The sequence below is a fragment of the Zobellella sp. An-6 genome (genome assembly GCF_052487945.1).
The window spans coordinates 1,176,636-1,203,549 of sequence record NZ_CP199259.1; the positions used below are offsets into that span (position 1 = coordinate 1,176,636).

Consider the following 26,914-nt stretch of genomic DNA (forward strand, 5'->3'; position numbering starts at 1 on the left):
AAGTGACAATGCAGTGCGACAAAAAAATAGTTTCTATGACAGCCCAACAACTATTAGATGCAGGGTTGCATTGCTACAATAAAAAAAAATTAATGGATGCTTTGTTTTATTTTGAGCATCTATTGAAGTTAGACAGTGAAAATTTAGATCTTATTTATACCGTTGTAACTGTTCTACAAGAAATGGGAGATTACAAAAAATCTATTTTTTATAGTGAAAGTCTAGTGACTCTTTCACCAAATAATGCAGAGTTTTTATTGGTTCATGCAGAAAATAACTATTTTCTTCAAGCTTATGTTAAGGCTATGCCTATTTACTTGAAACTGCATAATCTTTATCCATTAAATACACATATATTACAGCGCTTATTGGATATTTACACCAGGCAGAATAATAGGTGTGAAGTGAGCAGGATTAAATCATTGTTACTTCAAGTTGAAGGTAAAATATCTATTGCTAAAGTTGAAATTGAAGAAACCGTTAATCTTGCTTTATCATTAGTTGAGCAAAACAGAACTTCAGAAGCAAAATATTTAATAAATGGTGTGCTGTTACTCGATAATGATAATATTAATGCGAATGGTATCTACGGTGTTATGTTAAAGGATGAAGCAGAATTTGAAAAAGCACTCAATTATTTAGAAAAAATAAAATTTGAACCTTCAGGTCTTTATGTGGCTCCTTATAGCGAATGCTTAGTGAAAGTAAGAGGGATGTTGTCGTCTATTAGCTTTTTAGAGCAAAGGACAAAAAAATATCCAAAAGAGCATAACTCGATAAAACTGTTAGGATTTAATTACTATTCTAACGAAGAATATAACAAAGCATATGCTACCTGTCGTTCAATTAAAACCCATTTCCAAGATGATTGTTATTTTAAAAAAATAATGGCTATGTCAAGATTTATGGCTATTAATGAAGATAATAGGTGGGTTAATGAAGATAAGCTGATTGCTGCTGCTAGGCAGTTGCATGCTATTTATGAGTTGTTACCTGATGATGAGGATATACTTATTCAATTGGTGAAATACTATTTGAATATAGGTGAAATTAAAAAAGCTTATGAAATGACCTGTAATGGTTTTTTTGCAAGCAATAATGTAAAGGAATGGAATAAGCACCCTTATTATCTTGCTGTTAGAGATAAGGAATCTTTTTTTAACTCTTATATAGCAGGTCGATGTGTTAGAACTTCTTTTTATTCGAATGAGAGTGTTAGAAATAAAATATGGAATGGTGAGTCGATTGAAAATAATAAGATAGTTATTTTAAAAGAACAGGGTATTGGTGATGAGATTTTATTTGCTAGTAACTATGGTTGGGTCATTGAGAAAGCTCTGCAAGTAGATATATTTTGCTCTTCTCGCCTTGAGGCATCATTTACACGTTTGTTTCCTGAAGCAAACTTTCACTCTATGATCGAAGTTAATGGTTCTTCATATGTTCCAACTAATTTGGATAAGCTAATATTCTCAGCTGACAAGATAATATTGGCTGGAGATTTACCTTGTTTTAATTATGGAAGTACTAAGTTATCTTTATATAATGAATGCTTTTATTTTATAGATGATTTTAAAAAACAATATTGGAAAGAAAAGTTAGAAGCAATCATTGGTGTAAATAAGCCTAAAGTAGGTATAATTTGGCGAAGTGGTAATATAGATAGCAGCAGAAGCGTACATTATCTTAATGAGACGGAAGTGGCTTATATTATAGCTGCAATTCCAGAAGTGGAATTTGTGAATTGTATGTATGTGAAGTGTGATAAGGAAGTGGGAAAAATCAACAAGTTGGCTAAAGTAAAGTTGCATCAAATAGATGGTCTTGACCAAAAAAATGATTTTGAAAATACAGCTGCCATGCTGAGTAATCTGGATTTGTTAGTTGGTGCTTATACCGCCACACTTTCGCTTTCAGCCGCAGTGGGCACTCCAGCGGTTGCCTATAGTGCCGATTACCTCAAAGAAGATGGAAAGCTGAAAAAAGATGCATTCTACTATTCAAATGTTTCTCATATAAGTTTGCCTGTGAATGATAGCATTAAACGTAAAGAAGCAATAGGTCTTATTATAGATGAAATTAGAAGTAAGTTATTTATTTAACTTTCACCCAATGCTCTAATCAGCTCCTCTTGTCGGAGGAGCATGATCCTGATCGAACACCTTACCTTTGTGGAGTAAACCAATTCTGATAAATATCTATATCAACATTTTTATTCATAAAATAAACTCCAATTAGCTGGCTGTCCGTAACTAACATCTTCTTTTAATAATTTACCGATCAATGAATCAAAATGTTTAGGGGCTAAACCATAACCTGGTCTTATACTGCGTATCGCATCTGCAGTAACAATACTGCCCGCCTTTAGATTTTTAACGAAATAAAGCGAGCGGCGGAATTTCATATTACCCTGTTCACTGGACTTGCATCCGTAGTCAATCTTTCCAAGCGCTTTCCAAGCTGTTTTGGTATCACGGCACAAGGCTGTGAGCTCAGCCGGCTCCAGCGAGAAGCTATCATCCGGACCACCACCTCTCCTATCCAACGTGAAATGTTTTTCAATAATCGATGCACCCAAGGCTACGCTGGTTATTGCCGTAGTGTTATCCAAGGTATGGTCAGACAGGCCAGTGACCAGGCCAAAGCGTTCGATCATGTCGGGTATGGTGCGCAAATTATAATCTTCGGCAGGTGCCGGATAGCCGCTTACGCAGTGGAGGATGGCCAGTTCCTTACAGCCGCCTTCGCGTGCGGCGTTGATGGCTTCCTGGATTTCTTCGGCATTGGCCATGCCGGTGGAGATGATCATCGGCTTGCCTGTACTGGCTACATACTTGATTAGAGGTAAATCTACTACTTCACAAGAGGCAATCTTGTACGCTGGCACGCATAACTCCTCAAGTAAATCGACTGCAGTGCTATCAAAAGGTGAGCTAAAAATTGTCATTTCCAGTTTACAAGCATGTTCAAACAAGGGCTTATGCCAATCCCAAGGAGTGTGAGCTTCTTGGTAAAGATCGTGAAGCGTACGCCCATCCCATAATCCACCTTCTACTGTAAATTCGGGTGTGCTGTAATTCAGTGTAATCGTATCCGGGGTGTAAGTTTGTAGTTTAACTGCGTCTGCCCCCGCTTTTTTAGCCGCCGTAATTATTTTCATGGCTTTTTCAAGTCGACCATTATGGTTAGCGGATAGCTCAGCGATTATATAAGGGGGATGTTGAGGGCCAATTTCTCGACCTATTATGGAAAAGTTCATATGGAAACCTTTTGATTAAACTACCACTTAAACCAAGATACGTAGGGATTGTTTGTATCCCTGCGAAGTTCAATTTTATTGATGCCGAGTACCTCTTGAACAGCAACTGTCTCACCTGGAAATGCTGGGCAGTTTAGTTCATCAAAAACCACGATTGAACCTTTGGTTAGCCTCGGAATTAGTTTTTCTAAACAGAGTTTAGTCGGCATGTAAATATCAAAATCAAAATAAGCAAGAGCTACAATTAGCTCTGGATGATGTTCAATGTAGTCTGGTAGCGTAATATTCGCATCACCTTCTACGATTTCCCATTTTTTTATATGAGGTAACGGTGACATTGACTCATGATGACTAAGAATACCCTCAAGCCTTTTTTTCCAACCATCTGTTACATTATAATCACCTAATTCAGTCCCTTCCAGACCATCCTGCTCTGAAACAGCAGGAAAACCGGAGAATGTATCAAATCCAACAACTTTTCTTGTGTAATTATAAGGCTCATACATCCCTCTAAATGCGCTAAACAAAGACATATTCTGACCCCACCTAACGCCTAATTCCATAACAATACCAGGAACATTTATGATTTGTTTGTATAGGTCGTGCATCAATAATATACGTGACAAATGCATGCGCTCTGTATATAAGCCAATGTTCGCAGTGAGCTCAGCATCAGGTATTGGTGAATTTCTTAACTCACGACTTAGCTCAACTCGTGCGGTAGTGTAGTGTTCATTCGCTGATGACTTTATTCCATAATCATTTTTCATTTTTACTCCTGATCAAGGCTTTAAATTAGTATGATAATTATTTTTTCAAAAATACAGTAATATTCCTACCTACGCCTAAACGACCAGCAGCCTCCCAAAAGTAACAAGCGTCAGCTATAGATTTTTGGTGCATTATATTCTCTAGCTGAATACGTGCCTGATGAGCTGCTTTGCCTTGCCTTATGTTTTTAATATAGTTAGAACCTTCATGATAAAGGAACCAATCAATGGGGAAATCCCCAATCAGTTTGGTACATTTCCATCCAGTTTCTTTTACTGTAGCTAGCAGAGAATCGCTATCAAAATAGGTAATATGATCTGGTATAGTTACCCAAAATTCTTGGTCAATATGCCCATATGAAAGCGCCTTCATCTGTATCTTGGAAAAATCATTAGGTACAGTAACAACTGCAATGCCATCTTGCGCCATCAGAGACCTTAATGACCTAAGTAGTGCAACAGGATCAAGAACGTGCTCAAGTACATTTTGCAGCCACACAACGTCATACTTTCGACATTCAGTAATCTCTATGTCAAGTAGCGAAAATATGTCGCCGACGTACAAGGCATCACGACAACTTGGATTCTGAGATTCGACACCAGCTGCACTAAAATCTAATCCCTTAACGCTCCAGCCCAACTCTCGAAAGTATGCTAAAGCAAAGCCCTCACCACACCCAACATCTAGCATCTTGTGCTTTCTGCTGTGTGGGTGGTGTGTGGGTGGTGTGTGTGGGGGAGGGGCCAGTGAAGGAGAAATTTGTTGTAAAAATGCATATCTCTGCTCAAGCTTTGCCTTAATATATTTTTTTTCCTCATCGCTATATTGTAGTTCGTAACTTCCAATAGCCTGTTGATAGTATTTTTTAGCGTAGTAATCCGAAAGATCTTCGGCACTTGGCTTATCGGACAGCGTAAAGTACCCAAAGGGATGTCGTATCAGTTTTGTCATTTCAATTTTTACTCCATTTTTTATTTTTGAAATCAAATTGAAGTTTCATTAATAACGGCATTAGCTCACCAAGATTGGTTATGGAATATCTGGCATCATGGCCAGGTTTGGCAATAACATCTCTATGCTCTCCAGTCATTACACGAATTGTGATGCTCCCCTTTTTATTAAGCGTAACAAAATCTTTGTCTGGATTATCACCAACATAAATCAGGTCTCGCCAGTCACAGCTCTCTAATGTTAGAATTCGTTCAAAACAATAAGGAGAGGGTTTTGCTCGATTTATCCCGTAGCGATGTGTAATGTAAGCATGGGTAAAACGATGCTCAAGACCTAATGCAACGATCTTGTTATGCTGAACAACTTTATGTCCATCTGTAACTAAGTAAAGACGTTCTCCCCAGTCATCAATAAATTTTCTGGCTTCTGGAGCTAACATAATTTGTGGCTTATGGTGACGATAAACCTTAAGACAATCTTTTACTAAGGAACGCCGCAACTTCCCATGGTGAGATAGCAGTTCGTCGAATACTACACCACGCCCGGAAGCGGCGAGCGTAGCTCTCATTCGTATAAGGCTATCGTTGGCATTCCAAGAAAAACGAGATTGAAGCCACTGCGCAACAGCTTGGAATCCGCTTTCGACAAATGTCCTTTCCGGATAAAGCGTATCGTCAAGATCAAGTATCAGGATCATAAATATATAAATCTCCAGGTACCCGTATTTGCCGAACTTCACCCGGCAAACGGTTGAAGGGATACTGTTTAATATCTTCCCCTATTGCTTCAAGTAACGACCACCGTAAGGTATCGAGCCCCGCAGCAATTGAGGTGGTGGAGGCACCACCGAAGCGGGCGTTGCATTCAATGACGTGCATGTTTCCATCACCATCAATTATTACCTGCATTACGATTGGACCGTATAAATCTAGTCGCTCTAAAATTCGTGCAGCTGCTTGCTCAATTTTTTCATCATGGAAAGTAGTTGTAACTCGAGACTCTCCGCTGATTACAACTTCTCGTCGCCGTAAAACCAAACCCTTCACTTTTGACTGACGATCCAGCCAAGCATCAATACTGATCTCTACGCCTTTCACGTAGGGTTGAAAAACTGGTTGCTTTAGCGAGTTTGCATGAATAATTGCTTCATCATGAGACAACCCGATCCCTATTGATCGAGCACCCGCCCCGAAACGCTCCTTAATGACATACTTTTCAGCGTTAATATCATTGATGTGGAGTGACGTTGGAATGAACGGAAGTTGCTCCCTCACACCGAAGCGGGAGAACTCCAGTTTGTCTATACAGAGTTCCAGTGACTCAAGTCGAGAGGATAAAACCTCTATCCCAGCGACTCTTAAAGTATCGGCGTGACGAGACCAAAACAGTAGCTCATCGTCACGCGTCGGTAGCACCGATGTGATACCGCGTTTGCGACAACCGGCTAAGATAAGATCTAGATTTTCATCGACCGTACGTGGCATGTGCCAAAAAGAGTTTGCTACGTACGCAGACAGGGCATTAGGTGACACGTCACCAGCCACAACTTCGGCGGAGGGATGGATACTGCGAGCAGCTGTTTCCATAGCTCGCAAAAGTGGTATTTTGTGCGAGGCACTGCTTATCAGCACCTTTAATGGAAGTATTCCTGCGTTGCTAAGTTGATGTTCTGTATTAACAGTATAATTATTGTCTACTACTCTCGCCATTTTCTCCACCACCAACTTTAGGGATCTATTCGCTCAAATATAAATAAGTGGCACTTTTATTTTGTGCAGCTTGCTTGAAACACCTGAGGCGTTATTCCAGAGTGATTTCATGCTACTTATCCCGATGTGCATCCGTATGAATACATTATGGCAGGAACATTTCAAAGTGGTTTTCATCTCATGCTATGAGTGCAATTGGTTTTATTCGTAGCTTGTCCGAACAAGCTGGCAACAACCCTTTGCGTGCCCAGCCCATCCACCAGTTGCCTGCAATGGTTTGACCATAGCTCAAGGTTTTCGCTTAGAGCCTGTTCCATTGCCTGGATAAGTGTGTTTGCAGTGATTTGCTGTGCATCGCCGAGCCAGTGGATGTACCCTTGCTGGTCTAGTTTTCGAGCGATGTTTTTTTGGTTGGCAGCTAGGGTAATGACAAGCGTGGGTAGGCCGAGGCAGCAGCGCTCCCAACTGGTTGAGCCGCCTGCGCCGATGGCTAAATCTGCCTGAGACATCAACGGCGCCAGACTGGGTAATACCTGATGCAGGCGAATACGTTGGTTGCTCTTTGCAAGTTCACTTACGGCTCTAGCATTGTGGCTTAATGGGCTGACAACCAGATCCAGTTGTAAGTCTGCTTGTTGTTGGCTGTTGAAGGCGTGAATGCACAGGCTGTTTAAATCAAAATGATCGACGCCGCCAAAGTAAGCAAAGATTTTGCGCACAGGGCCTTTTCGTGGTCCGGTTTGTTGATGTAATTCGGCGTATTTCGGTTGTAATAGGGCATATTCGGGACCAAGCAGGCGGATGCAGTGTACAGGAGTAACTTCTGCATAGCGTGTTGCGCTGTTGCTGGAAAAATTCTGATCCAGCAGCAAGTCGCAATCGTGTATTCTGTCGGCCAAATCATCAATGACCATGATTTTGACACAATATGCCCGCATGGCGGTTTGCCAGTAATGGTCTATTGCATAGTGGTCAATGATTAGCCAGTGTGGTTTAAGCTGCTCAAGAATTACTTTGCAGCGCTCTGCATCTTGATGCTGACTTGCGCCTAACCAATCAGAGTGTGTTAAAGGTTCTTTCTCTCGGCTACAGTAATCTTCCTTCGGTAATACATGCACTTGAAATCCTTGTTGGCGGATGTGCTCAACAAGGTTGCCTGGATGCTCTCGACAAATAAATTGGCACTTTGCTCCTTTCCCCTTTAGAGCTTGTGCCAGAGTAAGGCAACGCATAACATGGCCGCTACCAATTTCTAAGCTGGCGTCGGTACGAAAAATAATATTCATGTATCTTTTTTTAAACTTTTCATTGAGCTAAACATTAGCTCAGCACAGCGCCAATCCTCTGTTGTATCAATGTCCTGTACACGATGGCGCGGTAAAAGTATAGGTACAGATGATGTTGAGAAAATGATTTTCTCATGTAGCCAGGCTTTGGCTGTTCCCCAGTAAAACTGCCCTGCGTCGTGGTATGCTTCTTCAAGGTCTTGAGAGCGGGTATTAAAATTTTCTGGCTGGATCATTTCAATTAGACCAACATCATTTATACGAATTGCACGCTGAATTGGGAAGGGGTAGCTGGTCACAGAAAAAGCATAGTCAGCTTCTGTATTCCTTAAAATTTGAAGGCCCTTTCGCAGATCGTCGGGGCTAACAAATGGGGCCGTGGCATACAGGCAGCAGGCTAGCGAAACTGGTGAATTCTGAGTATTGATGCTTTCAATTGCGTGTCTGATTACTGGTGTTGTTCCAGTATAATCATTGGCAAGAAAGTGTGGGCGCATAAAAGGGACTTCAGCACCATATTGCTTTGCTGTTTCTGCTATTTCATCATCGTCAGTGGAAACTATGATACGGTCGAAGCATTGGCTTTTGTGTGCTGCTTCAATTGACCAGGCGATCATGGGTTTACCACAGAATTCCTTGATGTTCTTACGTGGTATTCGCTTGCTCCCACCTCGTGCAGGAATGATGCAGAGTTTCATTTTAATACCTCTTTAAGTATGTGTGCCACCTCACTTTGTTGAATATCTGTCAGCCCCTGATACATAGGCAAACTAATAGCTTCGGCATAATACTCTTCTGCTTTTGGGTACTGTTCTGACTTGAAGCCCATCTGCTGATAATAAGGCTGGATATGCACGGGGATGTAGTGCAGGTTGACGCCTATGCCTTGGTCGCGTACTGCCTGGAAAACCTCCTTATGACTACGACTCAGCTTATCAAGTTGTAGACGGATCACATACAAGTGCTGGCCGGAGTAACCATCCGGGTGCTGCCAAGGGGTGATCACCGGCAAATCAGTCAATAGTTCATCATAGCGCCTGGCCAGTTGATGCCGACGGGCAACATAGCCGTCCAGCCGGTCCATCTGGCTGATGCCCAGAGCGGCCTGCAACTCGGTCATCCGGTAGTTAAAGCCAAGATCAATCTGCTGGTAGTACCAGGGGCCGTCCGGCTCGTGGATCATGTGCGCCGCATCCCGGGTAATGCCATGGCTGCGCAGCAAGTTCATACGATGGGCCAGTTCATCATCGTTGGTCAGCGCCATGCCCCCTTCGGCGGTGGTGATGATCTTGACCGGGTGAAAGCTGAATACGGTGATGTCGCTATAGCGGCCATTGCCGATATATTCCCCCCGGTACTTGCCACCAATGGCGTGGGAAGCATCTTCAATGATTCGAAAACCGTAGCGTCGGGCGAGGCTGTGAATGGCTGCCATATCGCAGGGCTGGCCGCAAAGGTGAACGGCCACCAGCACCTTGGGCAGACGGCCTTCGCGCTCGGCCATTTCCAGCTTGGCGGCCAGCGCCCGGGGGCACAGGTTGTAGGTGCGCGGGTCGATATCGACAAAATCCACCTGTGCGCCGCAATACAGACCGCAGTTGGCCGAGGCCACAAAGGTGATGGGAGTGGTCCACAGCCAGTTCCCCTTGCCCAGCCCCAAGGCCAGGCAGGCGATATGTAGCGCAGAGGTGGCGCTGTTTACCGCCAGGGCATGCCGGGCGCCCACATGGGCCGCCACTTTCTGCTCAAAACGGGGCACCATGGGCCCCTGGGTCAGAAAGTCGGAGTTGAGCACCGCCAACACCGCATCCACATCGGCCTGGGTGATGTCCTGTTTGCCATAAGGGATCACGGTTCAGATGCTCCCAATTTTCTCACGGTTGGCCTCAATCCAGGCCTGCAACTCCGCATCGCTCATCCATTCGCTGTTGTTGTCGCTGGCGTAAACAAAGCCTTCCGGCACCTTCTTGCCATCCTTTATTCGCTTTTTACAATTGGCCCAACCATTGATGGTGGGCAGTATCTTGAAATGCTCGGGGTATTCGTAGGTGTAGTAGGCATCTTCGCTGCTTATCATCTGTTCATGCAGTTTCTCGCCGGGGCGGATGCCGATCACTTCCTGCTCTGCTTCTGGCGCGACCACCCGCGCCAGATCCGTTACCTTCATGGAGGGGATCTTTTTCACATAGATCTCTCCGCCCACCATGTCCTCAAAGGCATGCCACACCAGTTCCACCCCCTGCTCCAGGGAGATCATAAAACGGGTCATGCGCGGATCGGTGATGGGCAGTACGCCTCGGTCCTTGATGGACATAAAGAAGGGAATGACAGAGCCGCGGGAGCCCATGACATTGCCATAACGCACCACCGAAAAGCGGGTGCCGTGCTCGCCGGAGTAGGAGTTGCCTGCCACAAACAGCTTGTCGGAAGCCAGCTTGGTGGCGCCGTACAGGTTGATGGGGCTGCTTGCCTTGTCGGTGGATAGTGCGACCACCCCTTTTACGCCCTTGTCGATGCAGGCATCGATCAGGTTCATGGCGCCGTTGATGTTGGTTTTTACGCATTCGAAGGGGTTGTACTCGGCGGTGGGCACTATCTTGGTGGCGGCGGCATGCACCACATAATCCACGCCGTCCAAGGCGCGGTAGAGGCGATCCTTGTCTCGCACATCGCCAATGAAAAAGCGTAGCCTTTCATCGTTGGCGAATTTTTGGGCCATCTCCCACTGCTTCATCTCGTCACGGGAGAAAACGATCAGTTTCTTCACCCTGTACCTTGCCAAGGTCATGGGAACAAAGGTATGCCCAAACGAGCCTGTACCACCGGTGATCAGCAAGGTCTGGTTGTCAAACATGAGTCATAGCCTGGCGAGTAAAAACTAATGCTGACTACTGCAAAAAAAAGGCCAATTTTTTCTTTCTTTAGGAGTTGTATGTTAGTCGGGTATAAGTGGTTTGGCGGTATTTTAATCGCTTGGGACTTACTGGAATATATCTTCTACTTGCAGGCATAGAGGACGCTAATCCGTGAGGGTATCGCCTGAGTTTATTGCTCCATTAGGGTCTATCTCTTGTGGGCATTCTGGTGGCTCGAGCCAAATTTCCGACAACCCCAAGATCTTTTTAGATGAATAAGTAGCCAATCAATCTCCTTTCAAGCTGTTGTCATTTGATCCTGGTCAAGGTTTCCTCTAAAACTACCTCTCAAGGGTCGAGTTCTGACACGAGCTATGTCAGAATTCCGGCAGTCGCGGCTCGAGACGACAATTTTTTGCGCATCGGTGCTATCGACAAGATAGTTCGACCAATAACCAATAAGCACGGGCAAGGCCAGCACGGTGACGGGACAGTACCGGGCCGCCCATTCACGACTATCACACTCTCGAAGTTAAAGGATGTCTTCACCCTATGGGTTCCTTCTGTAAGATATTGATTATTGACGGTGATCAGGATCGCCGCAGCAAGCTAGAAGCCATTCTTTCATTTATGCAGGTAGACTGGATCAGTCACGACGAGCCGGCGGCACTGGCCCGGCTGGAGAGCGACGAGGGACTGATCGTGTTGCTCGGGCAATGTCGCCAGCCGGCACCGGCGCTGATCGGCCACTATGGGGGCCATGTCTTTATCAGCCTGCTTCCCCTGGGGGAATCCCACCCCAACCTGATCGGTTGCCTCGGGCAACTGACCTACCACGAGCTCACCCGGCTGCTGGCGCTGGCGCGGCAGTGGCGTCCCCGGCCGGTATGGGAGCAACGCGAGCACCATCTGCAACAGATGCTGGTGGGGGACTGTTCGGCCATGCAGGACATCAAGGCCCTGATCCGTCAGGTGGCGGACAAGCAGGCCAACGTGCTGTTGCTGGGGGAATCCGGCACCGGCAAGGAAGTGATCGCCCGCACCATTCACCTGCTGTCGCTGCAGGCCGAGGGGCCTTTCGTGCCCATCAACTGCGGCGCCATTCCGGCCGAGCTGCTCGAAAGCGAGCTGTTCGGCCATGAGAAGGGCGCTTTTACCGGTGCCGTGTCGGCCCGCAAGGGCCGGTTTGAACTGGCCGAGGGCGGTACCCTCTTTCTCGACGAGATCGGCGACATGCCGCTGCCGATGCAGGTAAAGCTGCTGCGGGTATTGCAGGAGCGCACCTTCGAACGGGTGGGCGGCACCCGGCCCATCAGCGCCAATGTGCGCGTGATCGCGGCCACTCACCGTGATCTGGAAGCCATGATCCAGGAGCAGCGCTTTCGCGAGGACCTCTACTATCGCCTGAACGTCTTCCCCATAGTGGCGCCGCCGCTGCGCGAGCGACGCGGAGATATCCCCTTGTTGCTGGCGGAGCTGATCCGCCGGCACCAGGCAAGCCATGGCACCGAACTGTCCTTTTCCGCGGCGGCGATGGCGGCGTTGCGGCAGTATCACTGGCCGGGCAATGTGCGGGAGCTGTCCAACCTGGTGGAGCGGATGTTTATCCTCTGTCCGGGGCGGGAGGTCACGCTCGCCGATTTGCCGGCGAAATATCGCGTCGGCGCCGAGGCCGAGCAACCTTTCGACACCCTGGATGAACAGGCGGCCCTGGCCTCCATTTTCCGGCAGCCAGACCATGGTGAAGAAGAAAACGACGCCTTTTTCGACTTCGGTGCCGAGGCGGAAAGCCAGGCCGATGTCCCCGTCTTTACGGCCGAGGGCATCAACCTCAAGGAAATGCTGGCCAATATCGAGGTCGACATGATCGGCCGGGCTCTGGATGCGAACGACGGCATAGTGGCACGGGCCGCCGAGCAACTGGGCATGCGCCGCACCACCCTGGTGGAAAAAATGAAAAAGTACGGTATCAGCCGGGATTAGCGCTTGCCGCCAGTCAATACCCCCGGCAAAGCCGGGGCAGCTTGATGACAAAGTCCAGCCCTTGTTTTTCGCCAGATATTTTCCCTTCTCGCAGCCGTTTTAACCCTGGTCATCTCCGCGAAGGCGGAGATCCATGACATGGTGCACTGGACTCCCGCCTTCGCGGGAGTGACCACAGAGTAATACGAAGGTTTGTCAGCAGCCTGCCCCAGCCAAGCCGGGGGATATTGACCCAGACCCTGAGGGCCCCGGATTACACCGGGCTCTGCCGGTGATTTGCCGTAGGATCCATTTCAGTGTACCGCCCACCAGCAGCGCCAGGGTTTGGTCGACTGACGTCGACCCTAGGGGTTGCGCCGGTCCCGTTGTGCAAAAACGGCATGATTTTTGGATAAATCAGGCCATGACAATATCATCCACCATCACCACGACCGACAGCCGCTGGCAAACCCTGCTGGACGCCGAGCATCTGGAGCAGATCATACTGGCCATGCCGGGCGGACTGCTGTGGGTGGATGGCCGTGGTGTCGTCAGCCGCGCCAATCCCGCCGCCCTGGCCCTGCTCGGCGAGCCCTTGCTGGCCATGCCCTGGGTCGAGGTGATTGCCCGGGCTTTTGCGCCCCGTCCCGACGATGGCTTTCAGGTTTCCCTAAAGGACGGCCGCCGGGTGCAACTGGCCATTTCGCACCTGGAGGGGCAGCCGGGCCAGCTGATCCAGCTCACCGACATGACGCCCACCCGCCACTGGGCCGAACAGCAGGGCCATGCCCAGCGGCTGGCGGCACTCGGGCATATGGCCGCCACCCTGGCGCACCAGATCCGTACCCCCCTCTCCGCCGCCATGCTCTATGGCGCCAATCTCGCCAGTCCGGTCTTGCAGGAGGAACAACGGCAGCAGTTCCAGCAGCGGCTGATGGCAAGGCTGCAGGACATAGAGCGCCAAATAAGCGACATTCTGCTCTTTGTCCGCCGGGAGTCGTCGCCGCTGGCGGACGAACTGGAGGTGGGCGCCCTGCTGGAAAAAAGCGGCGAGGCGGCCGCCGCCTTGCTGGCGGCGCGGGGCGTGGGGCTGCGGCTGACGGGCGCCGGCGCCGGGCGTATCCTCGGTAACGCCAATAGCCTCGGCAGCATTCTGTTGAACCTGATCGAAAACGCGGCCGATGCCGGCGCTTCCCTGATCGAGCTGGACAGCCGGCTGGAGCAGGAGGAGGTGGTGATCCGGGTGCGGGACAACGGCAAGGGCATGGACGAGGCGCTGATGAGCAATATCTTTACCCCCTTTTTTACCACGCGCAGCCAGGGCACCGGACTGGGGCTGGCGGCGGTGGCGGCCGTGGTGCAGGCCCACCAGGGCCGGGTTTCGGTAGAATCACAACCGGGGCAGGGCAGTTGTTTCAGCCTGTGGCTGCCGCTGGCGGCAAATAATGCAGACGGCTGACAAGTTTTCTTTTCTCTGTGGTCACTCCCGCGAAGGCGGGAGTCCAGTGCGATTTGTCATGGATCTCCGCCTTCGCGGAGATGACGATCTTTAAAGCGGAGATCTCGATGGATTTTGCCATCAGGCTGAATAGGGAAAGACGATGAGTACCGACATTCTGATTGTGGAAGACGACACCGGTCTGCAACAGGCGTTGCAGGATACCCTGCTGCTGGCCGGCTACGACAGCGCCGCCGTAGACAGTGCCGAAGCGGCCATGGCCTGGTTGCGGGAGCGGGCGGCGCAGATGGTGATCACCGATGTGCAGATGGCCGGCATGGATGGCCTGGGTCTGCTGGGCTGGCTGAATGGCCGTTTTCCGGGCTTGCCGGTACTGCTGATCACGGCCCATGCCCAGGTGGCCGGGGCCGTGGCCGCCATGCGGGCCGGGGCGGTGGACTACCTGGCCAAGCCGTTTACGCCCGATGTCCTGCTGGGCGTGGTGTCCCGCCATGTGCGACCGCCGCAGGAGGAGAATGGCGATCCCGTGGTGGGGGATCCCAGGAGCATCCAGTTGCTGCAGCTGGCGACACGGGTGGCCGAATCCGGTGCCAGCGTGATGATCAGCGGGCCCAGCGGCACCGGCAAGGAGGTGCTGGCGCGCTTTATCCATCGCCATTCCGACCGGGTTGCCGGGCCCTTCGTGGCCATCAATTGCGCCGCCATTCCCGACAACATGCTGGAGGCCACCCTCTTCGGCTATGAAAAGGGCGCCTTTACCGGCGCGGTGCAGGCCTGCCCCGGCAAGTTCGAGCAGGCCCAGGGCGGCACCCTGTTGCTGGACGAGATCACCGAAATGGATTTGAACCTCCAGTCCAAGCTGCTGAGGGTATTGCAGGAGCGCGAAGTGGAGCGGCTGGGCGGGCGCAAGACCCTCAGCCTGGACGTACGGGTGCTGGCCACCAGCAACCGGGATCTGCGCCAGGCGGTGGCCGAGGGATGCTTGCGGGAAGATCTCTATTACCGGCTCAACGTGTTTCCGCTGGCCTGGCCGGCCCTGGCCGAGCGTCCGGGCGACATACTGCCGCTGGCCGATTACCTGCTGCAGCGGCATGCCCGTCAGTTGGGGCGCAGCGGCGTGATGCTGGCCGAATCGGCGAAAACCCGCCTCCTGGCCTGGCACTGGCCCGGCAATGTGCGCGAGCTGGACAACGTGATGCAGCGTGCCCTGATCCTGTCGGCAGACGGCAGCATAGGGGCCACCGATATTTTGCTGGATGAATGCCCCTCGGCGCCGGTGCCGGCTTGCGGGGTGGGTGAGGAGGGCCTGGGCCGGGAGCTGGCCAGCCAGGAACACCAGATTATCCTGCAGGCACTGCGTGCCTGCGCCGGCAGCCGGAGCGAGGTGGCGCAACGGCTCGGCATCAGTCCGCGCACCCTGCGCTACAAGCTGGCCCGCATGCGCGAGGCGGGGATAGAGGTGCCGGCCTAGCGCGTCGCCAGCCAGGTGATCGACGTCGCGTCTACCCTGGTGGCCTGGCATAAGGCAGACATATAAAGATGAACTGGCTCGTAGTTTGCATTATGATCGCCAGGTTAAATTATTTACTCGGGAGCCACCGCGATGGACATTAAAGCCACGGCGTTACTAGCGGAGATGCAGTCGCTGAAAGGCGAGGCACAGCAGCTGACGTCGGTGAATACCCTGGGCCCGCAGCAGGATTTCTCCGTGCTGCTGAAGCAGGCGGTCAACAACGTCAATGGCCTGCAGCAAAGCACGGATGCGCTGCGTAACCGCTTCGAGCTGGGTGACGATGCGGTCAGCCTGGAGCAGGTGATGATCGCCGCGCAGAAGTCCAGCCTGGCCTTCGACGCCACGGTGCAGGTGCGCAACAAGGTGGTCGATGCCTATAAAACCATTATGAACATGCCGGTATGAGGGGCTGACTGGTGGCTGATAATCCGTTGGTCAATACCGACAAAAATGTGCTCGCCGCCAATGAAGCGACAACTCTGGAAGCGGAAGAGCAGAAAAGCACCCCCTTCGCCTTGCTGGGCAATACCGATATCTTGCGTCAGATCATCATAGTGCTGGCGCTGGCCATCTGCCTGGCCATCGCGGTCTTTATCCTGCTGTGGGGCAAAGATCCCGAGATGCGGCCCCTGGGGGTCTATACCAACCAGGAGTTGATCGAGACCCTCGATTTTCTGGATACCCAGAAAGTTGAATACCAAATAGACGGCAACACCGTGCTGGTTCGTGCCGATCAGTTTGCCGACATTCAACTGAACCTGCGCCGCTCCGGCCTTACTCAGGCCCCGCCCGAGGGCGATACCATACTGTTGTCCGATCCCGGTTTCGGGATCAGCCAGCGGCTGGAGCGGGAGCGGCTCAATCTCAGCCGGGAACGGCAACTGGCCCGGGTGATAGAGCAATACAACAGCGTGGCCCAGGCGCAGGTGCTGCTGGCCATTCCCCGCGAGAACGTCTTCGTGCGCGACAAGCGCCAGCCCAGTGCCACCGTGGTGCTGAACCTGCGCCGGGGCAGCACCCTGCGCCAGGAGGAGGTGGACGCCATCGTGGATACGGTGGCTTCGGCCGTGTCCGATCTCACTCCGAGCCGGGTGACCGTCACCGATCAGAACGGCCGCCTGCTCAATTCCGGCTCCCAGGATCCCCTGTCGGCACGTACCCGTCGTGAATTTGAACTGCAGCAAAAGCAGGAAGCCGAATACCGCCAGAAGATTGACGCCATCCTGAGTCCGGTGCTGGGGCTGGACAACTATACCGCCGAAGTGGATGTGCGCCTCGACTTCACCCGCCGGGAACAGACGGTCAAATCCTTCAATCCCGACCTGCCGGCGGTACGCTCGGAAATGGTCATGGAGGACAACACCTCCGGACAGGGGGCGCTCGGCATTCCGGGCGCACTCACCAACCAGCCGCCGATGGAGTCGGACATTCCCGAACAGGCGGAAGAGCTGGCCCAGGAAAACAACCGTAACGAGCGTACCCGGCGCGAGGCCACCCGCAACTTCGAGCTGGACACCACCATCAGCCATACCCAGTCCGCGACCGGCGATATTCGCCGGCTGACGGTATCGGTGGCGGTGGATTACAAGACGGTGAGCCATGCCGACGGCTCCGTGGAGCGGGTGCCCCTGACGCAGGAGGAGCTGCTGCGCATCGATCGCCTGTTGCGCGGTGGGCTGGGTTTCGATATCAGCCGCGGCGATGCGATAGAGGTGGTGTCGGTTCCCTTCAACCGTCCCGAGCTGGACGATATCGCGGCCATTCCCTTTTACGAGCAGCCCTGGTTCTGGCATCTGGCCCGCATCCTCGGCGCCGTGGTGGTGCTGATCGTGCTGCTGCTGACCCTGGTCCGTCCCATGGTGCGTCGCCTGCTGGGCACCGAGGAAAAACTGGCGGAGGAGATCGATCTCGACGGACAGAATGCCCTGGCGGGCAATGATCATCTTACCCTGCTGGCACAGCAGGCGGAGCAGGAAGACAGCCTCTTCGGGATCCGGGAGGGCCGCCTGCAACTGCCCAATCTCAACAAGGACGAAGACGTGCTGGCGGCTGTGAGGGCACTGGTGGCAAACGAGCCCGACTTGGCGGCCCAGGTGATCAAGGATTGGGTGAAGAGCGATGAGTGACAATAATGAACTGATGATCAGCGACGATCAGCGCAAGCTGCTCGCCAAGATGACGGGCACCGAAAAGGCGGCCCTGCTGATGCTCAGCCTGCGGGAAGAAGACGCCGCCCAGATTTTCCGCCACCTGGATCCCAAACAGGTACAGCGCCTGGGGATGAAGATGGCGGCGGTCGGTGATTTCGGACCCGAGCGGGTGGGCGCGGTGCATCGTCTCTTTATCGAGGATATTCAGCGCTTTACCAAAATAGGTGTGGGCAGCCAGGACTTCGTGCGCAATGCCCTGGTGGCGGCGCTGGGCGAGGACAAGGCCGGCCGGCTGGTCAACCAGATAGTGGCCGGTGCCGGCTCCCGCGGCCTGGACTCGCTCAAGTGGATGGATGCCCGCCAGGTCGCCAGCATCATCCATAACGAGCACCCGCAGATCCAGACCATAGTGTTGTCCTACCTCGACCCCGAGCAGGCGGCCGAGATACTGCAGCAATTCGCCGAGCCGGTGCGGCTGGATCTGATCATGCGCATCGCCGAGCTGGAAGAAGTGCAGCCGGCGGCCCTGCAGGAGCTGAACGACATCATGGAGAAGCAGTTTGCCGGCCAGAGCGGTGCCAAGGCCGCCAAGATGGGTGGCCTGAAGGCGGCGGCCAATATCATGAACTATCTGGACACCTCCATCGAAGGGGTGCTGATGGAGGCGATTCGCGATCAGGACGAAGAGATGAGCATGAAGATCCAGGACCTGATGTTTGTGTTCGAAAACCTGATCGACGTCGACGACAGGGGCATCCAGATGCTGTTGCGCGAAGTGAATGGCGACCTGCTGCAGCGCGCGCTCAAGGGCGCCGACGATCAGCTCAAAGAGAAGTTTTTCAATAACATGTCCAAGCGTGCTTCCGAAATGCTGCAGGATGACCTGGAGGCCATGGGGCCGGTGCGGGTCAGCGATGTGGAGGTGGCCCAGAAGGAAATTCTGGCGATTGCCCGTCGCCTCGCCGACAGTGGCGAGCTGATGCTGGCCAAGGGCGCGGGTGACGATTACGTATGAGCCGTCGTTCTTATCCGACCCGGGGCTACGTCAGGCCCGGCGAGCTTTCTGATGCCGAGCACTGGTCCTGGCCCGAGATGTCCCTTCCCCAGGTGGCGCAGAAAGAGCATGCCCTGAATATCAAGAGCCGCGCGCAAGCCGTGCCCGAGTCGCCGGATACCGAGTTCGAGCCCGAGCCCCTGACCGCCGAGGCCCTGGAGTCCATCCGCCAGGCCGCCTACGAAGAAGGCCATGAGGAAGGATATGCCGAAGGCAAGCAACAGGGCCTGGCCGACGGACGGGAAGAAGGCCGCTTGCAGGGGATGAAGGAAGGCCATGAGGCGGGGCTGCGGCAGGGACTGGAGCAGGGGCTGGCGGAAGCCAAGGAACGCATCGACGAGCAGGTGCGCCAGTGGCAGCAGTTGCTGGCACGGCTGGAGCAGCCCCTGGCACAGGTCGATAAGGTGGTGGAGCAGAGCCTGGTGATCCTGGCCCAGGAACTGGCCCGCAACCTGTTGAAAACCGAGGCCACTACCTCACCCCAACTGCTGCTGGCCACCTTGCGGGAGGCGATGGATGCCCTGCCGGACCGCGAGGGGGGAGTGACCCTGTTTTTGCATCCCGATGACGTGGCCGTGATCGAGCAGCACTTTGACGACGGCAGCCGGCAGCAGCGACGCTGGACGCTGGTGGCCGAGCCGAGCATGAGCCCCGGCGACCTGCGTCTGAAAACCGCCATGTCGGAGCTGGACGTGGGCTTGGCGCGGCGCATCGACGAACTGATGGGCAACTTCATCAAGGCCAACTGGAGCCGTTTCCATGAGCCTGGCTGAGCGGCTGGCCGCCTACCAGAGCCGGGGGTTGACGCCGGCCCTGGCCGCCAGCGGCAAGCTGACCCGGGTGGTGGGCCTGACGCTGGAGGCGGTGGGCTGTACCGCGGCGGTCGGCAGCCAGTGCCGCATCCAGACCCTGTTCGGGGAGATGGATGCCGAGGTGGTGGGCTTTGCCGACGACAAGCTCTACCTGATGCCCGGCGAATCCCTGAAAGGTGTGATCCCCGGCGCCCGGGTCACCCCCGTGGGGCAGGGCGCCGGCGTGCCGGTGGGCATGGCGCTGCTGGGACGGGTGATCGACGGTATCGGTCAGCCCCTGGACGGCCTGGGCCCCCTGGCCACCAATGACACCGCCGACTTTACCGCCCGGCGGCTGAACCCCATGTCGCGCAAGCCGATCGAGGAGCCCATGGACGTGGGGGTCAGGGCCATCAATGCCATCCTCACCGTGGGACAGGGCCAGCGCATGGGGCTGTTCGCCGGCTCGGGGGTCGGCAAGAGCGTGCTGCTCGGCATGATGACCCGGGGCGCCAAGGCCGATGTGGTGGTGGTGGGGCTCATCGGCGAGCGTGGCCGGGAGGTCAAGGAGTTTATCGACGTCATCCTGGGGGAGGAGGGCCGGGCCCGTTCCGTGGTGGTGGCGGCTCCGGCCGACGCTTCCCCCCTGATGCGGCTCAAGGGCTGTGAAACGGCCCTGACCCTGGCCGAGTATTTTCGCGACCAGGGCCTGAACGTGCTGTTGCTGATGGACTCCCTCACCCGCTACGCCCAGGCCCAGCGGGAAATCGCCCTGGCGGTGGGCGAGCCGCCGGCCAGCAAGGGGTATCCGCCCTCGGTGTTCGCCAAGCTGCCGGCCCTGGTGGAGCGGGCCGGCAATGGCGCCGAGGGGCAGGGCAGTATCACCGCTTTCTTTACCGTGCTGACCGAAGGGGACGACCTGCAGGATCCGATAGCCGACTCGGCCCGGGCCATCCTCGACGGCCACATCGTGCTGTCGCGGCAGCTGGCCGACAGCGGCCACTATCCGGCCATCGATATCGAGAAATCCATCAGCCGGGTGATGACGGCGGTCACCAGTGATGCGCACCAGCAACAGGCCAGGGCGGTGAAGCAGGCCTATGCCCTCTATCAACAGAACCACGATCTGATCAACCTGGGCGCCTATCAGTCCGGCGCCGATCCCCGCCTGGATCTGGCCATTCATATCCGGCCCCGGCTGGAGCGTTTCCTGACTCAGGGCATGACCGATGTCATCGGTCTGCAGGCCTGCCTCAATGAGCTGGAAGTGATCAGCCGGCCGCTGCTGAGGGCCGGCTGATGAGCAAGGCCCTGCACCTGCTGCTGGAGCAACTGGACGGCCAGGAACGTCAGGCCGCCGCCGAGATGGGTGCCGCCCAGCTCCAGTTGCAGCGGCTGGAGCAGCAGCAGCAGACCCTGAGCCAGTACCAGCGCCACTACAGCCAGGAGTTTCACAACCGCGGCCAGCAGGGACTCGGTGCCCACCAGTTTGGCCATTTCCAGGGCTTCATCGACAAGCTGGAGCAAGCACAGCACCAGCAGCAGCAAGGGCTGCAGCAGGCCCGGCAACGGCTCGAGCAGAGCCGGCAGGCCTGGATGGCGGTGCGTACCCGCAAGCAGGCCATCGACAAGCTGCTGGAGCGGGAGGCGGTGCGCAAGCGCCAGGCCTCCGCCCGGCAGGAGCAGAAGATGCTCGATAACCTGGCGATTTATCGTTTTTACAAGAAAAGCACTTAGTTTCCGGTATGTATTTTGCTTGGTCTTAATGCCGGTACGATAGCTGACGGCGCGGCGACGCGATTTACAGGGATCCATTCATCATGACAATGAGCATCATGCCCGTGAACCTCGGGGGCGGTTTGGAAACGGATGTCGCCAGGGCGAGCGGGGTCGAGGGCCCGGCCAAGACGGGCCTGCGTTTTGACGATGTGCTGCAGCAACAGGCGGCGGAAGAGAAGCCGTTGCCCGGACCGGTCGTGGCCGCGGCGGATGAAGAGGCCGGGCCGCAAGATACCCGAGCGGTGCCCGAGCCGGACAGGAGCGGCGGGGAGGCTGCCGCGCTGCCGGCCGTGTCCGACCCCGGGGAAGCGCCGGCCTCCGCCCGCGCCGGGGAGGAGGGTAAGGCCCGGCCCGAGGAGCACATTGACGGTCAGTCCGAGGAGCAAGCTGAGGTCCAGCCTGAGGGCCAGCCCTTCCGCGCCGAGCTGGCCGCCATAGCTCCGCCCCGGGGCGAGCCGGGGGCGTCTCTCACCGGGGCGCTGAAAACGCAGGCTCCGGAGCCGCCGGCGGCCGAGGCCGTCGAGCCGCGGTCGAGCCAGGGCGTCGACCACGGCGCCGCGGGCACGACGGCGGCCGCCACCGCGGATGCCGGGACGGCAGCGGCTGAAGAGGGGGATGCGCCGGTGCAACCGGGGGCCTTGCCGCAGGCAAGGCGGACGGCACCGGAACAGCCGTTCCCGGAAGAGAGCCCCTCGGCCGACGGCGCAGGGCAGGAAAAACACGCCGGCCAGCCGGTGTTTCAGGCCGAGGCGAGCGGCCGGGAAATGGCTGGGAAGGGGGAGCGGCCTCTGGCGCCGGAGGCGGTGGAGCACGCGAGGTCGAATGGCGCCCCGGGGACACAACCGGACAGGAAAGACGCCCTCTGGCAGGCCGATGTTCAGCCGGACCGGCGGGAGTCGACCCTGCCGGAGGGGGGGGCGGAGCCGGACGAGGTGGCGAAAACCGGCGCGCCAGTGGAGCGCCGGGAGGCACGTTGGCAAGCCGGACCCGCCCCTGTGGTGTCGCCGGACACTTCGGTGGCGCCCGCTAACGAGACGGGCTATCGGGCGGCGGCCGGGGTGAACGTCTCGGCGGCGGGGCAGGCGCAATGGTCTTTGGCCCGGCCACCGGTCGCTGCCGAAGGGGACGAGGCGACTCCCGACTGGCTGGCCCAGATAGAGCACGGCAGGCGTTGGCAGCAGGCGAGTGAAAGCGGCAATAAGTTGCCGCCGGAACCGGCGGCGGCAACAACCCTGGACCTGACCGGGGCGGAGGACGGGAGGGAGCCTGCGGGCTTGCCCGAGATGCCCGGGGCGGAGGTCGAGCCGGACAAGGCGGTGCCTCCGGTGACGGTGGGCAAGGGGGAGACGCTTCCCCCGCCGGTGGCCGACGACAGGGTGACGATACCGGAAACGGTGGCGCCGGCCGTGGCCGGTTCACGGGAAGGCTCTCCCCTCTTGTCTCCCGAACGAGGGGGGCTGACGGAACGCCCCCTGGCGCTGCAGGGAACACCCGAGCAAGGTGCCAGGCAGCTGGCGCAACAGGTGCAGGTGATGGTCAGCCAGAATCTGCAGGAAGCGGACATTCGCCTGAGCCCCTCCGAGCTGGGCGGCCTGAGAATACAACTCAAGTTCGAGCAGGGGGAAGTGAACGTCCAGTTTCTGGCCAGCCAGCCCCAGGCCAGGGAACTGCTCGACCAGGCGCTGCCCCGGCTGAGGGAGATGCTGGTGCAGCAGGGCTTGACCCTGGGCCAGGGGACGGTGGGCGGTTTTGGCGGTCAGCAGGGGGCGCAGCAGCAGGCGGCATCGGAAGGGGGCGGCCGGGGTGGCCACTCCTCGGCCCCGGCCGAAAGCCAGGACATGCTGGAGCCGGGCGAGATGGCGGCGAAGGGCTCCGGGCCTGTCCCCGACGGCCGTATCGATTTCTTTGCGTGAGTCAACCGGGTAAGGTTCCTGTTTTTTTAAGGGTAAAAGATGGCCAATGATCTGATCATGCCCAAGGTGGCGTGGTACAAGCGAAAACTGATCTGGGTAATAGTGTTGCTGGTATTGGGCGGGGCCGGTGGGGGCGTGGCCTGGTGGCTGACTCCAGCGGAAGATACCTCGCAGCAGGAAGGGATCGATGAGAGCAAGGCACTCTATGTCAGCGCGTCCAGGCCCTTTATTTTCAGCGTGTCGGCCGGCATGCGCGAACGTCTGGTGCAGGTGGAAGTGCAACTGATGGTGCGGGGGGCGACCAATGAGGCGAAGGCCAAGCGCCATCTGCCCCTGCTGGAGAGCACCCTGCTGTCGGTGTTCAGCCGGCAGAGCGCCGATAATTACCTGACGGCGGAAGGCAAGCTGGTGGTTCGTCAGGAGGCACAGAACGAGCTGAACCAGATCCTGACGGAAGAGCTGGGCGAGCGGCTGATCGAGCAGGTGCTCTTTACCAGTATCGTAATGCAATAGGTGAATCGTGAGCGATCTGTTATCCCAGGATGAAATCGATGCCCTGCTGCACGGGGTGGACGAGGTAAAGGAAGACGCGGTCAAGAGTGGCGACGGCGTGACCATGTTCGATTTCTCGTCCCAGGATCGCATCGTCCGCGGGCGCATGCCGACCCTGGAGATGGTGAACGAGCGTTTCGCCCGCCATATGCGCATCAGTCTGTTCAACATGATGCGTCGCACCGCCGAGGTCTCGATCAACGGTGTGCAGATGCTGAAGTTCGGCGAATATGTGCACTCCCTGTTTCTGCCCACCAGCCTGAACATGGTACGCTTCCGGCCGCTCAAGGGCATTGGCCTGATCACCATGGAGGCCCGCCTGGTGTTTATCCTGGTGGACAACTTCTTCGGGGGCGACGGCCGCCATGCCAAGATCGAGGGACGCGAGTTCACCCCGACCGAGCGGCGGGTCATCCAGTTGCTGCTGAAACTGGTGTTCGAGGACTACAAGGAGGCCTGGGCCCCGGTCATGGATGTGGAGTTCGAATATCTGGACTCGGAAGTCAACCCGACCATGGCCAACATCGTCAGTCCCACCGAGGTGGTGGTGGTGAGCTCCTTCCATATCGAGCTGGATGGCGGTGGCGGTGATTTTCACGTGACTTTGCCCTACGGCATGCTGGAGCCCATTCGGGAGCTGCTGGATGCCGGGGTGCAGAGCGACAAGGGCGAGAACGATCTGCGCTGGGGCAAGGCGTTGCGCGACGAGATCCTGGATGTGGGGGTGGATATGTCGGTCAGGCTGCTGGAGAAGGAAGTCACCCTGCGCGACATCATGGAGTTCAAGGCCGGCGATATCATCCCGGTGGTCATGCCCGAACAGCTGCTGATCTCGGTAGAAGACCTGCCGACCTTTCGCGGCCGGCTGGGTCGGGCCGGGGAGAAGATGGCGGTCAGGATCAGCGAAAAGATCAGACGGCCGGAAACGGTCAAGACCGAATTGCATGAAGTGACCCGGCGCGGCGTCCGTATCGACGGCGAGGCCGAGCTGGAAGAACTGGAAAGAACCATTGAGGATGCGTCATGAGCAATGAGCAAAACGAGCTGGATGATGTCTGGGGTGAGGCCATGGCCGAGCAGGAAGCCCAGGACTCCCAGGTGAAGCGGGTCGAGCTGGATGATTTCAGCGATGACGATGCCTCGCCGTTATCCGGCGAGGAGCGACGGAAACTTGACGCCATCCTGGATATTCCGGTTACCATCTCGATGGAAGTGGGGCGCAGCCAGATCAGCATCCGCAACCTGCTGCAGCTCAACCAGGGCTCGGTGGTGGAGCTGGACCGGCTGGCCGGCGAGCCGCTGGACGTGATGGTGAACGGCACCCTGATCGCCCATGGCGAGGTGGTGGTGGTCAACGACAAGTTCGGCATCCGGTTGACCGACGTGATCAGCCAGACCGAACGCATTAAAAAGCTGAAATGATGATCCCGTTGCTGCTGTTAGCGATCCTGCCCTGGCCCCTGCTGGCCCAGGGCCCCGACATCCGCTGGGATTCCTGGGCCCTGTCGTCGTTGCTGGTCATCGGCCTGATCGTGCTGTTGGGCGCCCTGGTGCGCAAGCTGCGCCTGCCCGGTGCCCTGGGCGGCAGCCGCCAGCTGCGGATCGTGGCCAGCCTGGCGCTGGGGCATCGGGAACGGTTGCTGGTGGTGCAGGTGGGGGAAGAGCAGTGGTTGCTCGGGGTGACCGCGCAGCAGGTCTCCGGCCTGGGCAAGCTCGACAAGCCCCTCAGCATCGAGCAGGCGGGCAAGCTGTTGGCGGGGCGGGCCGATGGCAAGAATTAGTTGGCTGCTGCCGTTGTTGCTGCTGGCGGTGCCGGCCATGGCCCAGCAGGGCATGTCGGCGGTGACCGTCACCACCAATCCGGACGGTAGCCAGGAATACAGCCTGACGCTGCAGGTGCTGGCGCTGATGACGGCGCTGTCGTTCCTGCCGGCCATGGTCATCATGATGACCTCCTTCACCCGTATCATAGTGGTGCTGTCGATTTTGCGTCAGGCGCTGGGCCTGCAGCAGAGCCCGTCCAACCAGGTGCTGATCGGCATCAGCCTGTTCCTGTCCTTCTTTATCATGTCGCCGGTGCTGGACCGGGTGAACAGCGATGCCCTCCAGCCCTACCTGGCGGAGGAGATCGGTTCACGCGAGGCCCTCGCTCGTGCCGAACTGCCGATCCGCGACTTTATGCTGGCCCAGACCCGGGTCAAGGATCTGGATACCTTTCTGACCATCGCCGATGTCCAGGTGGACAGCGAGGCGGAGGTACCGCTGCGGGTGCTGATCCCGGCCTTTGTCACCAGCGAGCTGAAGACCGCGTTCCAGATAGGCTTCATGCTGTTTCTGCCTTTTCTGGTGATCGATCTGGTGGTGGCCAGCATACTGATGGCCATGGGGATGATGATGCTGTCGCCCATGCTGATTTCGTTGCCGTTCAAGCTGATGCTGTTCGTGTTGGTGGACGGCTGGAGCCTGATCATGGGGACACTGGCCAACAGCTTCGGCCTGGGAGCGGGATAGTGAGTCCGGAAACCTTCGTCGATATCTTTCGCAGCGCGCTCTGGCTGGTGACCCTGCTGGTGTCGGCGGTGATATTGCCGAGCCTGGCCGTGGGCCTGATCGTCTCCATCTTCCAGGCGGCGACGTCCATCAACGAGCAGACCCTGAGCTTCCTGCCGCGTTTGCTGGTCACCCTGGGGGCGCTGGCGGTGGGGGCCCACTGGGGATTCGAGATGCTGATGGACTTCTTTTACGAGCTGGTATTCCAGATCCCGCAGGTGATCGGGTAAACCAAGCTTGAAGCTTGAAGCTTGAAGCTTGAAGGGTGAGGAGTGAGAAGTGGGGGGAAGGGTGAGAGAAGAGAAGGCGGTCATCTCCGCGAAGGCGGAGATCCATGACAGATTGCACTGGACTCCCGCC

At 55.6% G+C, this 26,914-nt stretch carries 26 protein-coding genes; 17 read left to right on the forward strand and 9 right to left on the reverse strand.

Annotated elements, in window-relative coordinates; translation table 11 throughout:
* Window positions 1–35: 35 nt before the first annotated feature.
* Entirely contained in the window at window positions 36–2,102 is a 2,067-nt protein-coding gene (locus ACT7DK_RS05410; protein ID WP_445397074.1) for a tetratricopeptide repeat protein, read from the forward strand.
* 110 nt (window positions 2,103–2,212) lie between these two features.
* On the opposite strand, the gene pseI is transcribed toward ACT7DK_RS05410, so the two are convergent.
* The 9 genes from pseI to pseB form a co-directional block, all read right to left on the reverse strand.
* Entirely contained in the window at window positions 2,213–3,259 is a 1,047-nt protein-coding gene (pseI, locus tag ACT7DK_RS05415) for a pseudaminic acid synthase (RefSeq protein ID WP_445397076.1), read from the reverse strand.
* A gap of 20 nt (window positions 3,260–3,279) precedes the next feature.
* Window positions 3,280–4,029, reverse strand: coding sequence for a crotonobetainyl-CoA--carnitine CoA-transferase (locus tag ACT7DK_RS05420; RefSeq protein WP_445397078.1), 750 nt, complete (start codon window positions 4,027–4,029; stop codon window positions 3,280–3,282).
* Between the two features lie 37 nt (window positions 4,030–4,066).
* A complete protein-coding gene (locus ACT7DK_RS05425) occupies window positions 4,067–4,981 on the reverse strand; it encodes a class I SAM-dependent methyltransferase (protein WP_445397080.1) in 915 nt (304 codons plus the stop codon).
* A 1-nt stretch (window position 4,982) separates the two neighbouring features.
* Window positions 4,983–5,678 (reverse strand): HAD family hydrolase, encoded by a 696-nt coding sequence (locus ACT7DK_RS05430; protein WP_445397082.1) that lies wholly within the window; start codon window positions 5,676–5,678, stop codon window positions 4,983–4,985.
* On the reverse strand, window positions 5,662–6,690 hold the full coding sequence (locus tag ACT7DK_RS05435) for an ATP-grasp domain-containing protein (protein WP_445397084.1): 1,029 nt from the start codon (window positions 6,688–6,690) through the stop codon (window positions 5,662–5,664). The genes ACT7DK_RS05430 and ACT7DK_RS05435 overlap by 17 nt, the downstream gene beginning before the upstream one ends.
* A 173-nt stretch (window positions 6,691–6,863) precedes the next feature.
* A complete protein-coding gene (gene pseG, locus ACT7DK_RS05440; RefSeq protein WP_445397086.1) occupies window positions 6,864–7,976 on the reverse strand; it encodes a UDP-2,4-diacetamido-2,4,6-trideoxy-beta-L-altropyranose hydrolase in 1,113 nt (370 codons plus the stop codon).
* Window positions 7,973–8,674: a pseudaminic acid cytidylyltransferase gene (gene pseF, locus ACT7DK_RS05445; RefSeq protein WP_445397088.1), complete on the reverse strand. Its 702-nt coding sequence runs from the start codon at window positions 8,672–8,674 to the stop codon at window positions 7,973–7,975. The genes pseG and pseF overlap by 4 nt, the downstream gene beginning before the upstream one ends.
* Window positions 8,671–9,828, reverse strand: coding sequence for a UDP-4-amino-4,6-dideoxy-N-acetyl-beta-L-altrosamine transaminase (pseC, locus tag ACT7DK_RS05450; protein WP_445397090.1), 1,158 nt, complete (start codon window positions 9,826–9,828; stop codon window positions 8,671–8,673). Before pseC ends, pseF begins: the two co-directional genes overlap by 4 nt.
* 3 nt (window positions 9,829–9,831) lie before the next feature.
* The gene (gene pseB / locus ACT7DK_RS05455) at window positions 9,832–10,830 is read right to left on the reverse strand and encodes a UDP-N-acetylglucosamine 4,6-dehydratase (inverting) (RefSeq protein WP_445397092.1); all 999 of its coding nucleotides are present in this window, start codon (window positions 10,828–10,830) and stop codon (window positions 9,832–9,834) included.
* A 553-nt stretch (window positions 10,831–11,383) separates the two neighbouring features.
* Here pseB and ACT7DK_RS05460 point away from each other — a divergent pair.
* From ACT7DK_RS05460 to fliQ, 16 genes are all read left to right on the forward strand, one after another.
* Window positions 11,384–12,814 carry a sigma-54 dependent transcriptional regulator gene (locus ACT7DK_RS05460; protein WP_445397094.1) on the forward strand — a complete coding sequence of 477 codons (1,431 nt, stop codon included), beginning with the start codon at window positions 11,384–11,386 and terminating at the stop codon, window positions 12,812–12,814.
* Between the two features lie 403 nt (window positions 12,815–13,217).
* Complete coding sequence (locus ACT7DK_RS05465; protein ID WP_445397096.1) at window positions 13,218–14,252, forward strand: sensor histidine kinase; 1,035 nt, start codon at window positions 13,218–13,220, stop codon at window positions 14,250–14,252.
* 142 nt (window positions 14,253–14,394) lie between these two features.
* Window positions 14,395–15,723, forward strand: coding sequence for a sigma-54-dependent transcriptional regulator (locus ACT7DK_RS05470; RefSeq protein WP_445397100.1), 1,329 nt, complete (start codon window positions 14,395–14,397; stop codon window positions 15,721–15,723).
* Window positions 15,724–15,855: 132 nt separating this feature from the next.
* A complete protein-coding gene (gene fliE / locus ACT7DK_RS05475) occupies window positions 15,856–16,170 on the forward strand; it encodes a flagellar hook-basal body complex protein FliE (RefSeq protein ID WP_445397102.1) in 315 nt (104 codons plus the stop codon).
* An 11-nt stretch (window positions 16,171–16,181) separates the two neighbouring features.
* A complete protein-coding gene (gene fliF, locus ACT7DK_RS05480) occupies window positions 16,182–17,891 on the forward strand; it encodes a flagellar basal-body MS-ring/collar protein FliF (protein WP_445397104.1) in 1,710 nt (569 codons plus the stop codon).
* Window positions 17,884–18,930: a flagellar motor switch protein FliG gene (fliG, locus tag ACT7DK_RS05485; RefSeq protein ID WP_445397106.1), complete on the forward strand. Its 1,047-nt coding sequence runs from the start codon at window positions 17,884–17,886 to the stop codon at window positions 18,928–18,930. Before fliF ends, fliG begins: the two co-directional genes overlap by 8 nt.
* The gene (gene fliH, locus ACT7DK_RS05490; RefSeq protein ID WP_445397108.1) at window positions 18,927–19,742 is read left to right on the forward strand and encodes a flagellar assembly protein FliH; all 816 of its coding nucleotides are present in this window, start codon (window positions 18,927–18,929) and stop codon (window positions 19,740–19,742) included. The genes fliG and fliH overlap by 4 nt, the downstream gene beginning before the upstream one ends.
* Window positions 19,729–21,060 (forward strand): flagellar protein export ATPase FliI, encoded by a 1,332-nt coding sequence (gene fliI, locus ACT7DK_RS05495; protein WP_445397110.1) that lies wholly within the window; start codon window positions 19,729–19,731, stop codon window positions 21,058–21,060. Before fliH ends, fliI begins: the two co-directional genes overlap by 14 nt.
* A complete protein-coding gene (gene fliJ, locus ACT7DK_RS05500; protein ID WP_445397112.1) occupies window positions 21,060–21,497 on the forward strand; it encodes a flagellar export protein FliJ in 438 nt (145 codons plus the stop codon). Before fliI ends, fliJ begins: the two co-directional genes overlap by 1 nt.
* A gap of 332 nt (window positions 21,498–21,829) precedes the next feature.
* Complete coding sequence (locus tag ACT7DK_RS05505) at window positions 21,830–23,452, forward strand: flagellar hook-length control protein FliK (protein ID WP_445397114.1); 1,623 nt, start codon at window positions 21,830–21,832, stop codon at window positions 23,450–23,452.
* A 39-nt stretch (window positions 23,453–23,491) separates the two neighbouring features.
* On the forward strand, window positions 23,492–23,965 hold the full coding sequence (locus ACT7DK_RS05510) for a flagellar basal body-associated FliL family protein (RefSeq protein ID WP_445397116.1): 474 nt from the start codon (window positions 23,492–23,494) through the stop codon (window positions 23,963–23,965).
* 7 nt (window positions 23,966–23,972) lie between these two features.
* The gene (fliM, locus tag ACT7DK_RS05515) at window positions 23,973–25,031 is read left to right on the forward strand and encodes a flagellar motor switch protein FliM (protein ID WP_445397118.1); all 1,059 of its coding nucleotides are present in this window, start codon (window positions 23,973–23,975) and stop codon (window positions 25,029–25,031) included.
* Entirely contained in the window at window positions 25,028–25,426 is a 399-nt protein-coding gene (gene fliN / locus ACT7DK_RS05520; RefSeq protein ID WP_445397120.1) for a flagellar motor switch protein FliN, read from the forward strand. Before fliM ends, fliN begins: the two co-directional genes overlap by 4 nt.
* The gene (gene fliO, locus ACT7DK_RS05525) at window positions 25,426–25,785 is read left to right on the forward strand and encodes a flagellar biosynthetic protein FliO (protein ID WP_445402281.1); all 360 of its coding nucleotides are present in this window, start codon (window positions 25,426–25,428) and stop codon (window positions 25,783–25,785) included. Before fliN ends, fliO begins: the two co-directional genes overlap by 1 nt.
* A complete protein-coding gene (gene fliP, locus ACT7DK_RS05530) occupies window positions 25,772–26,515 on the forward strand; it encodes a flagellar type III secretion system pore protein FliP (protein ID WP_445397122.1) in 744 nt (247 codons plus the stop codon). The genes fliO and fliP overlap by 14 nt, the downstream gene beginning before the upstream one ends.
* The gene (fliQ, locus tag ACT7DK_RS05535) at window positions 26,515–26,784 is read left to right on the forward strand and encodes a flagellar biosynthesis protein FliQ (RefSeq protein ID WP_445397124.1); all 270 of its coding nucleotides are present in this window, start codon (window positions 26,515–26,517) and stop codon (window positions 26,782–26,784) included. The genes fliP and fliQ overlap by 1 nt, the downstream gene beginning before the upstream one ends.
* Window positions 26,785–26,914: the final 130 nt, after the last annotated feature.

What these genes read in the sequence shown, in the direction of transcription:
- fliH (WP_445397108.1), top strand. Translation starts at nt 18,927, where the DNA reads ATGAGCCGTCGTTCTTATCCGACCCGGGGCTACGTCAGGCCCGGCGAG.
- ACT7DK_RS05430 (WP_445397082.1), bottom strand. Translation starts at nt 5,678, where the DNA reads ATGATCCTGATACTTGATCTTGACGATACGCTTTATCCGGAAAGGACA.
- fliI (WP_445397110.1), top strand. Translation starts at nt 19,729, where the DNA reads ATGAGCCTGGCTGAGCGGCTGGCCGCCTACCAGAGCCGGGGGTTGACG.
- ACT7DK_RS05470 (WP_445397100.1), top strand. Translation starts at nt 14,395, where the DNA reads ATGAGTACCGACATTCTGATTGTGGAAGACGACACCGGTCTGCAACAG.
- fliE (WP_445397102.1), top strand. Translation starts at nt 15,856, where the DNA reads ATGGACATTAAAGCCACGGCGTTACTAGCGGAGATGCAGTCGCTGAAA.
- fliP (WP_445397122.1), top strand. Translation starts at nt 25,772, where the DNA reads ATGGCAAGAATTAGTTGGCTGCTGCCGTTGTTGCTGCTGGCGGTGCCG.
- pseI (WP_445397076.1), bottom strand. Translation starts at nt 3,259, where the DNA reads ATGAACTTTTCCATAATAGGTCGAGAAATTGGCCCTCAACATCCCCCT.
- ACT7DK_RS05460 (WP_445397094.1), top strand. Translation starts at nt 11,384, where the DNA reads ATGGGTTCCTTCTGTAAGATATTGATTATTGACGGTGATCAGGATCGC.
- ACT7DK_RS05510 (WP_445397116.1), top strand. Translation starts at nt 23,492, where the DNA reads ATGGCCAATGATCTGATCATGCCCAAGGTGGCGTGGTACAAGCGAAAA.
- fliN (WP_445397120.1), top strand. Translation starts at nt 25,028, where the DNA reads ATGAGCAATGAGCAAAACGAGCTGGATGATGTCTGGGGTGAGGCCATG.
- pseG (WP_445397086.1), bottom strand. Translation starts at nt 7,976, where the DNA reads ATGAATATTATTTTTCGTACCGACGCCAGCTTAGAAATTGGTAGCGGC.
- ACT7DK_RS05410 (WP_445397074.1), top strand. Translation starts at nt 36, where the DNA reads ATGACAGCCCAACAACTATTAGATGCAGGGTTGCATTGCTACAATAAA.
- ACT7DK_RS05435 (WP_445397084.1), bottom strand. Translation starts at nt 6,690, where the DNA reads ATGGCGAGAGTAGTAGACAATAATTATACTGTTAATACAGAACATCAA.
- ACT7DK_RS05425 (WP_445397080.1), bottom strand. Translation starts at nt 4,981, where the DNA reads ATGACAAAACTGATACGACATCCCTTTGGGTACTTTACGCTGTCCGAT.
- ACT7DK_RS05420 (WP_445397078.1), bottom strand. Translation starts at nt 4,029, where the DNA reads ATGAAAAATGATTATGGAATAAAGTCATCAGCGAATGAACACTACACT.
- pseF (WP_445397088.1), bottom strand. Translation starts at nt 8,674, where the DNA reads ATGAAACTCTGCATCATTCCTGCACGAGGTGGGAGCAAGCGAATACCA.
- fliG (WP_445397106.1), top strand. Translation starts at nt 17,884, where the DNA reads ATGAGTGACAATAATGAACTGATGATCAGCGACGATCAGCGCAAGCTG.
- pseB (WP_445397092.1), bottom strand. Translation starts at nt 10,830, where the DNA reads ATGTTTGACAACCAGACCTTGCTGATCACCGGTGGTACAGGCTCGTTT.
- fliO (WP_445402281.1), top strand. Translation starts at nt 25,426, where the DNA reads ATGATCCCGTTGCTGCTGTTAGCGATCCTGCCCTGGCCCCTGCTGGCC.
- ACT7DK_RS05465 (WP_445397096.1), top strand. Translation starts at nt 13,218, where the DNA reads ATGACAATATCATCCACCATCACCACGACCGACAGCCGCTGGCAAACC.
- fliJ (WP_445397112.1), top strand. Translation starts at nt 21,060, where the DNA reads ATGAGCAAGGCCCTGCACCTGCTGCTGGAGCAACTGGACGGCCAGGAA.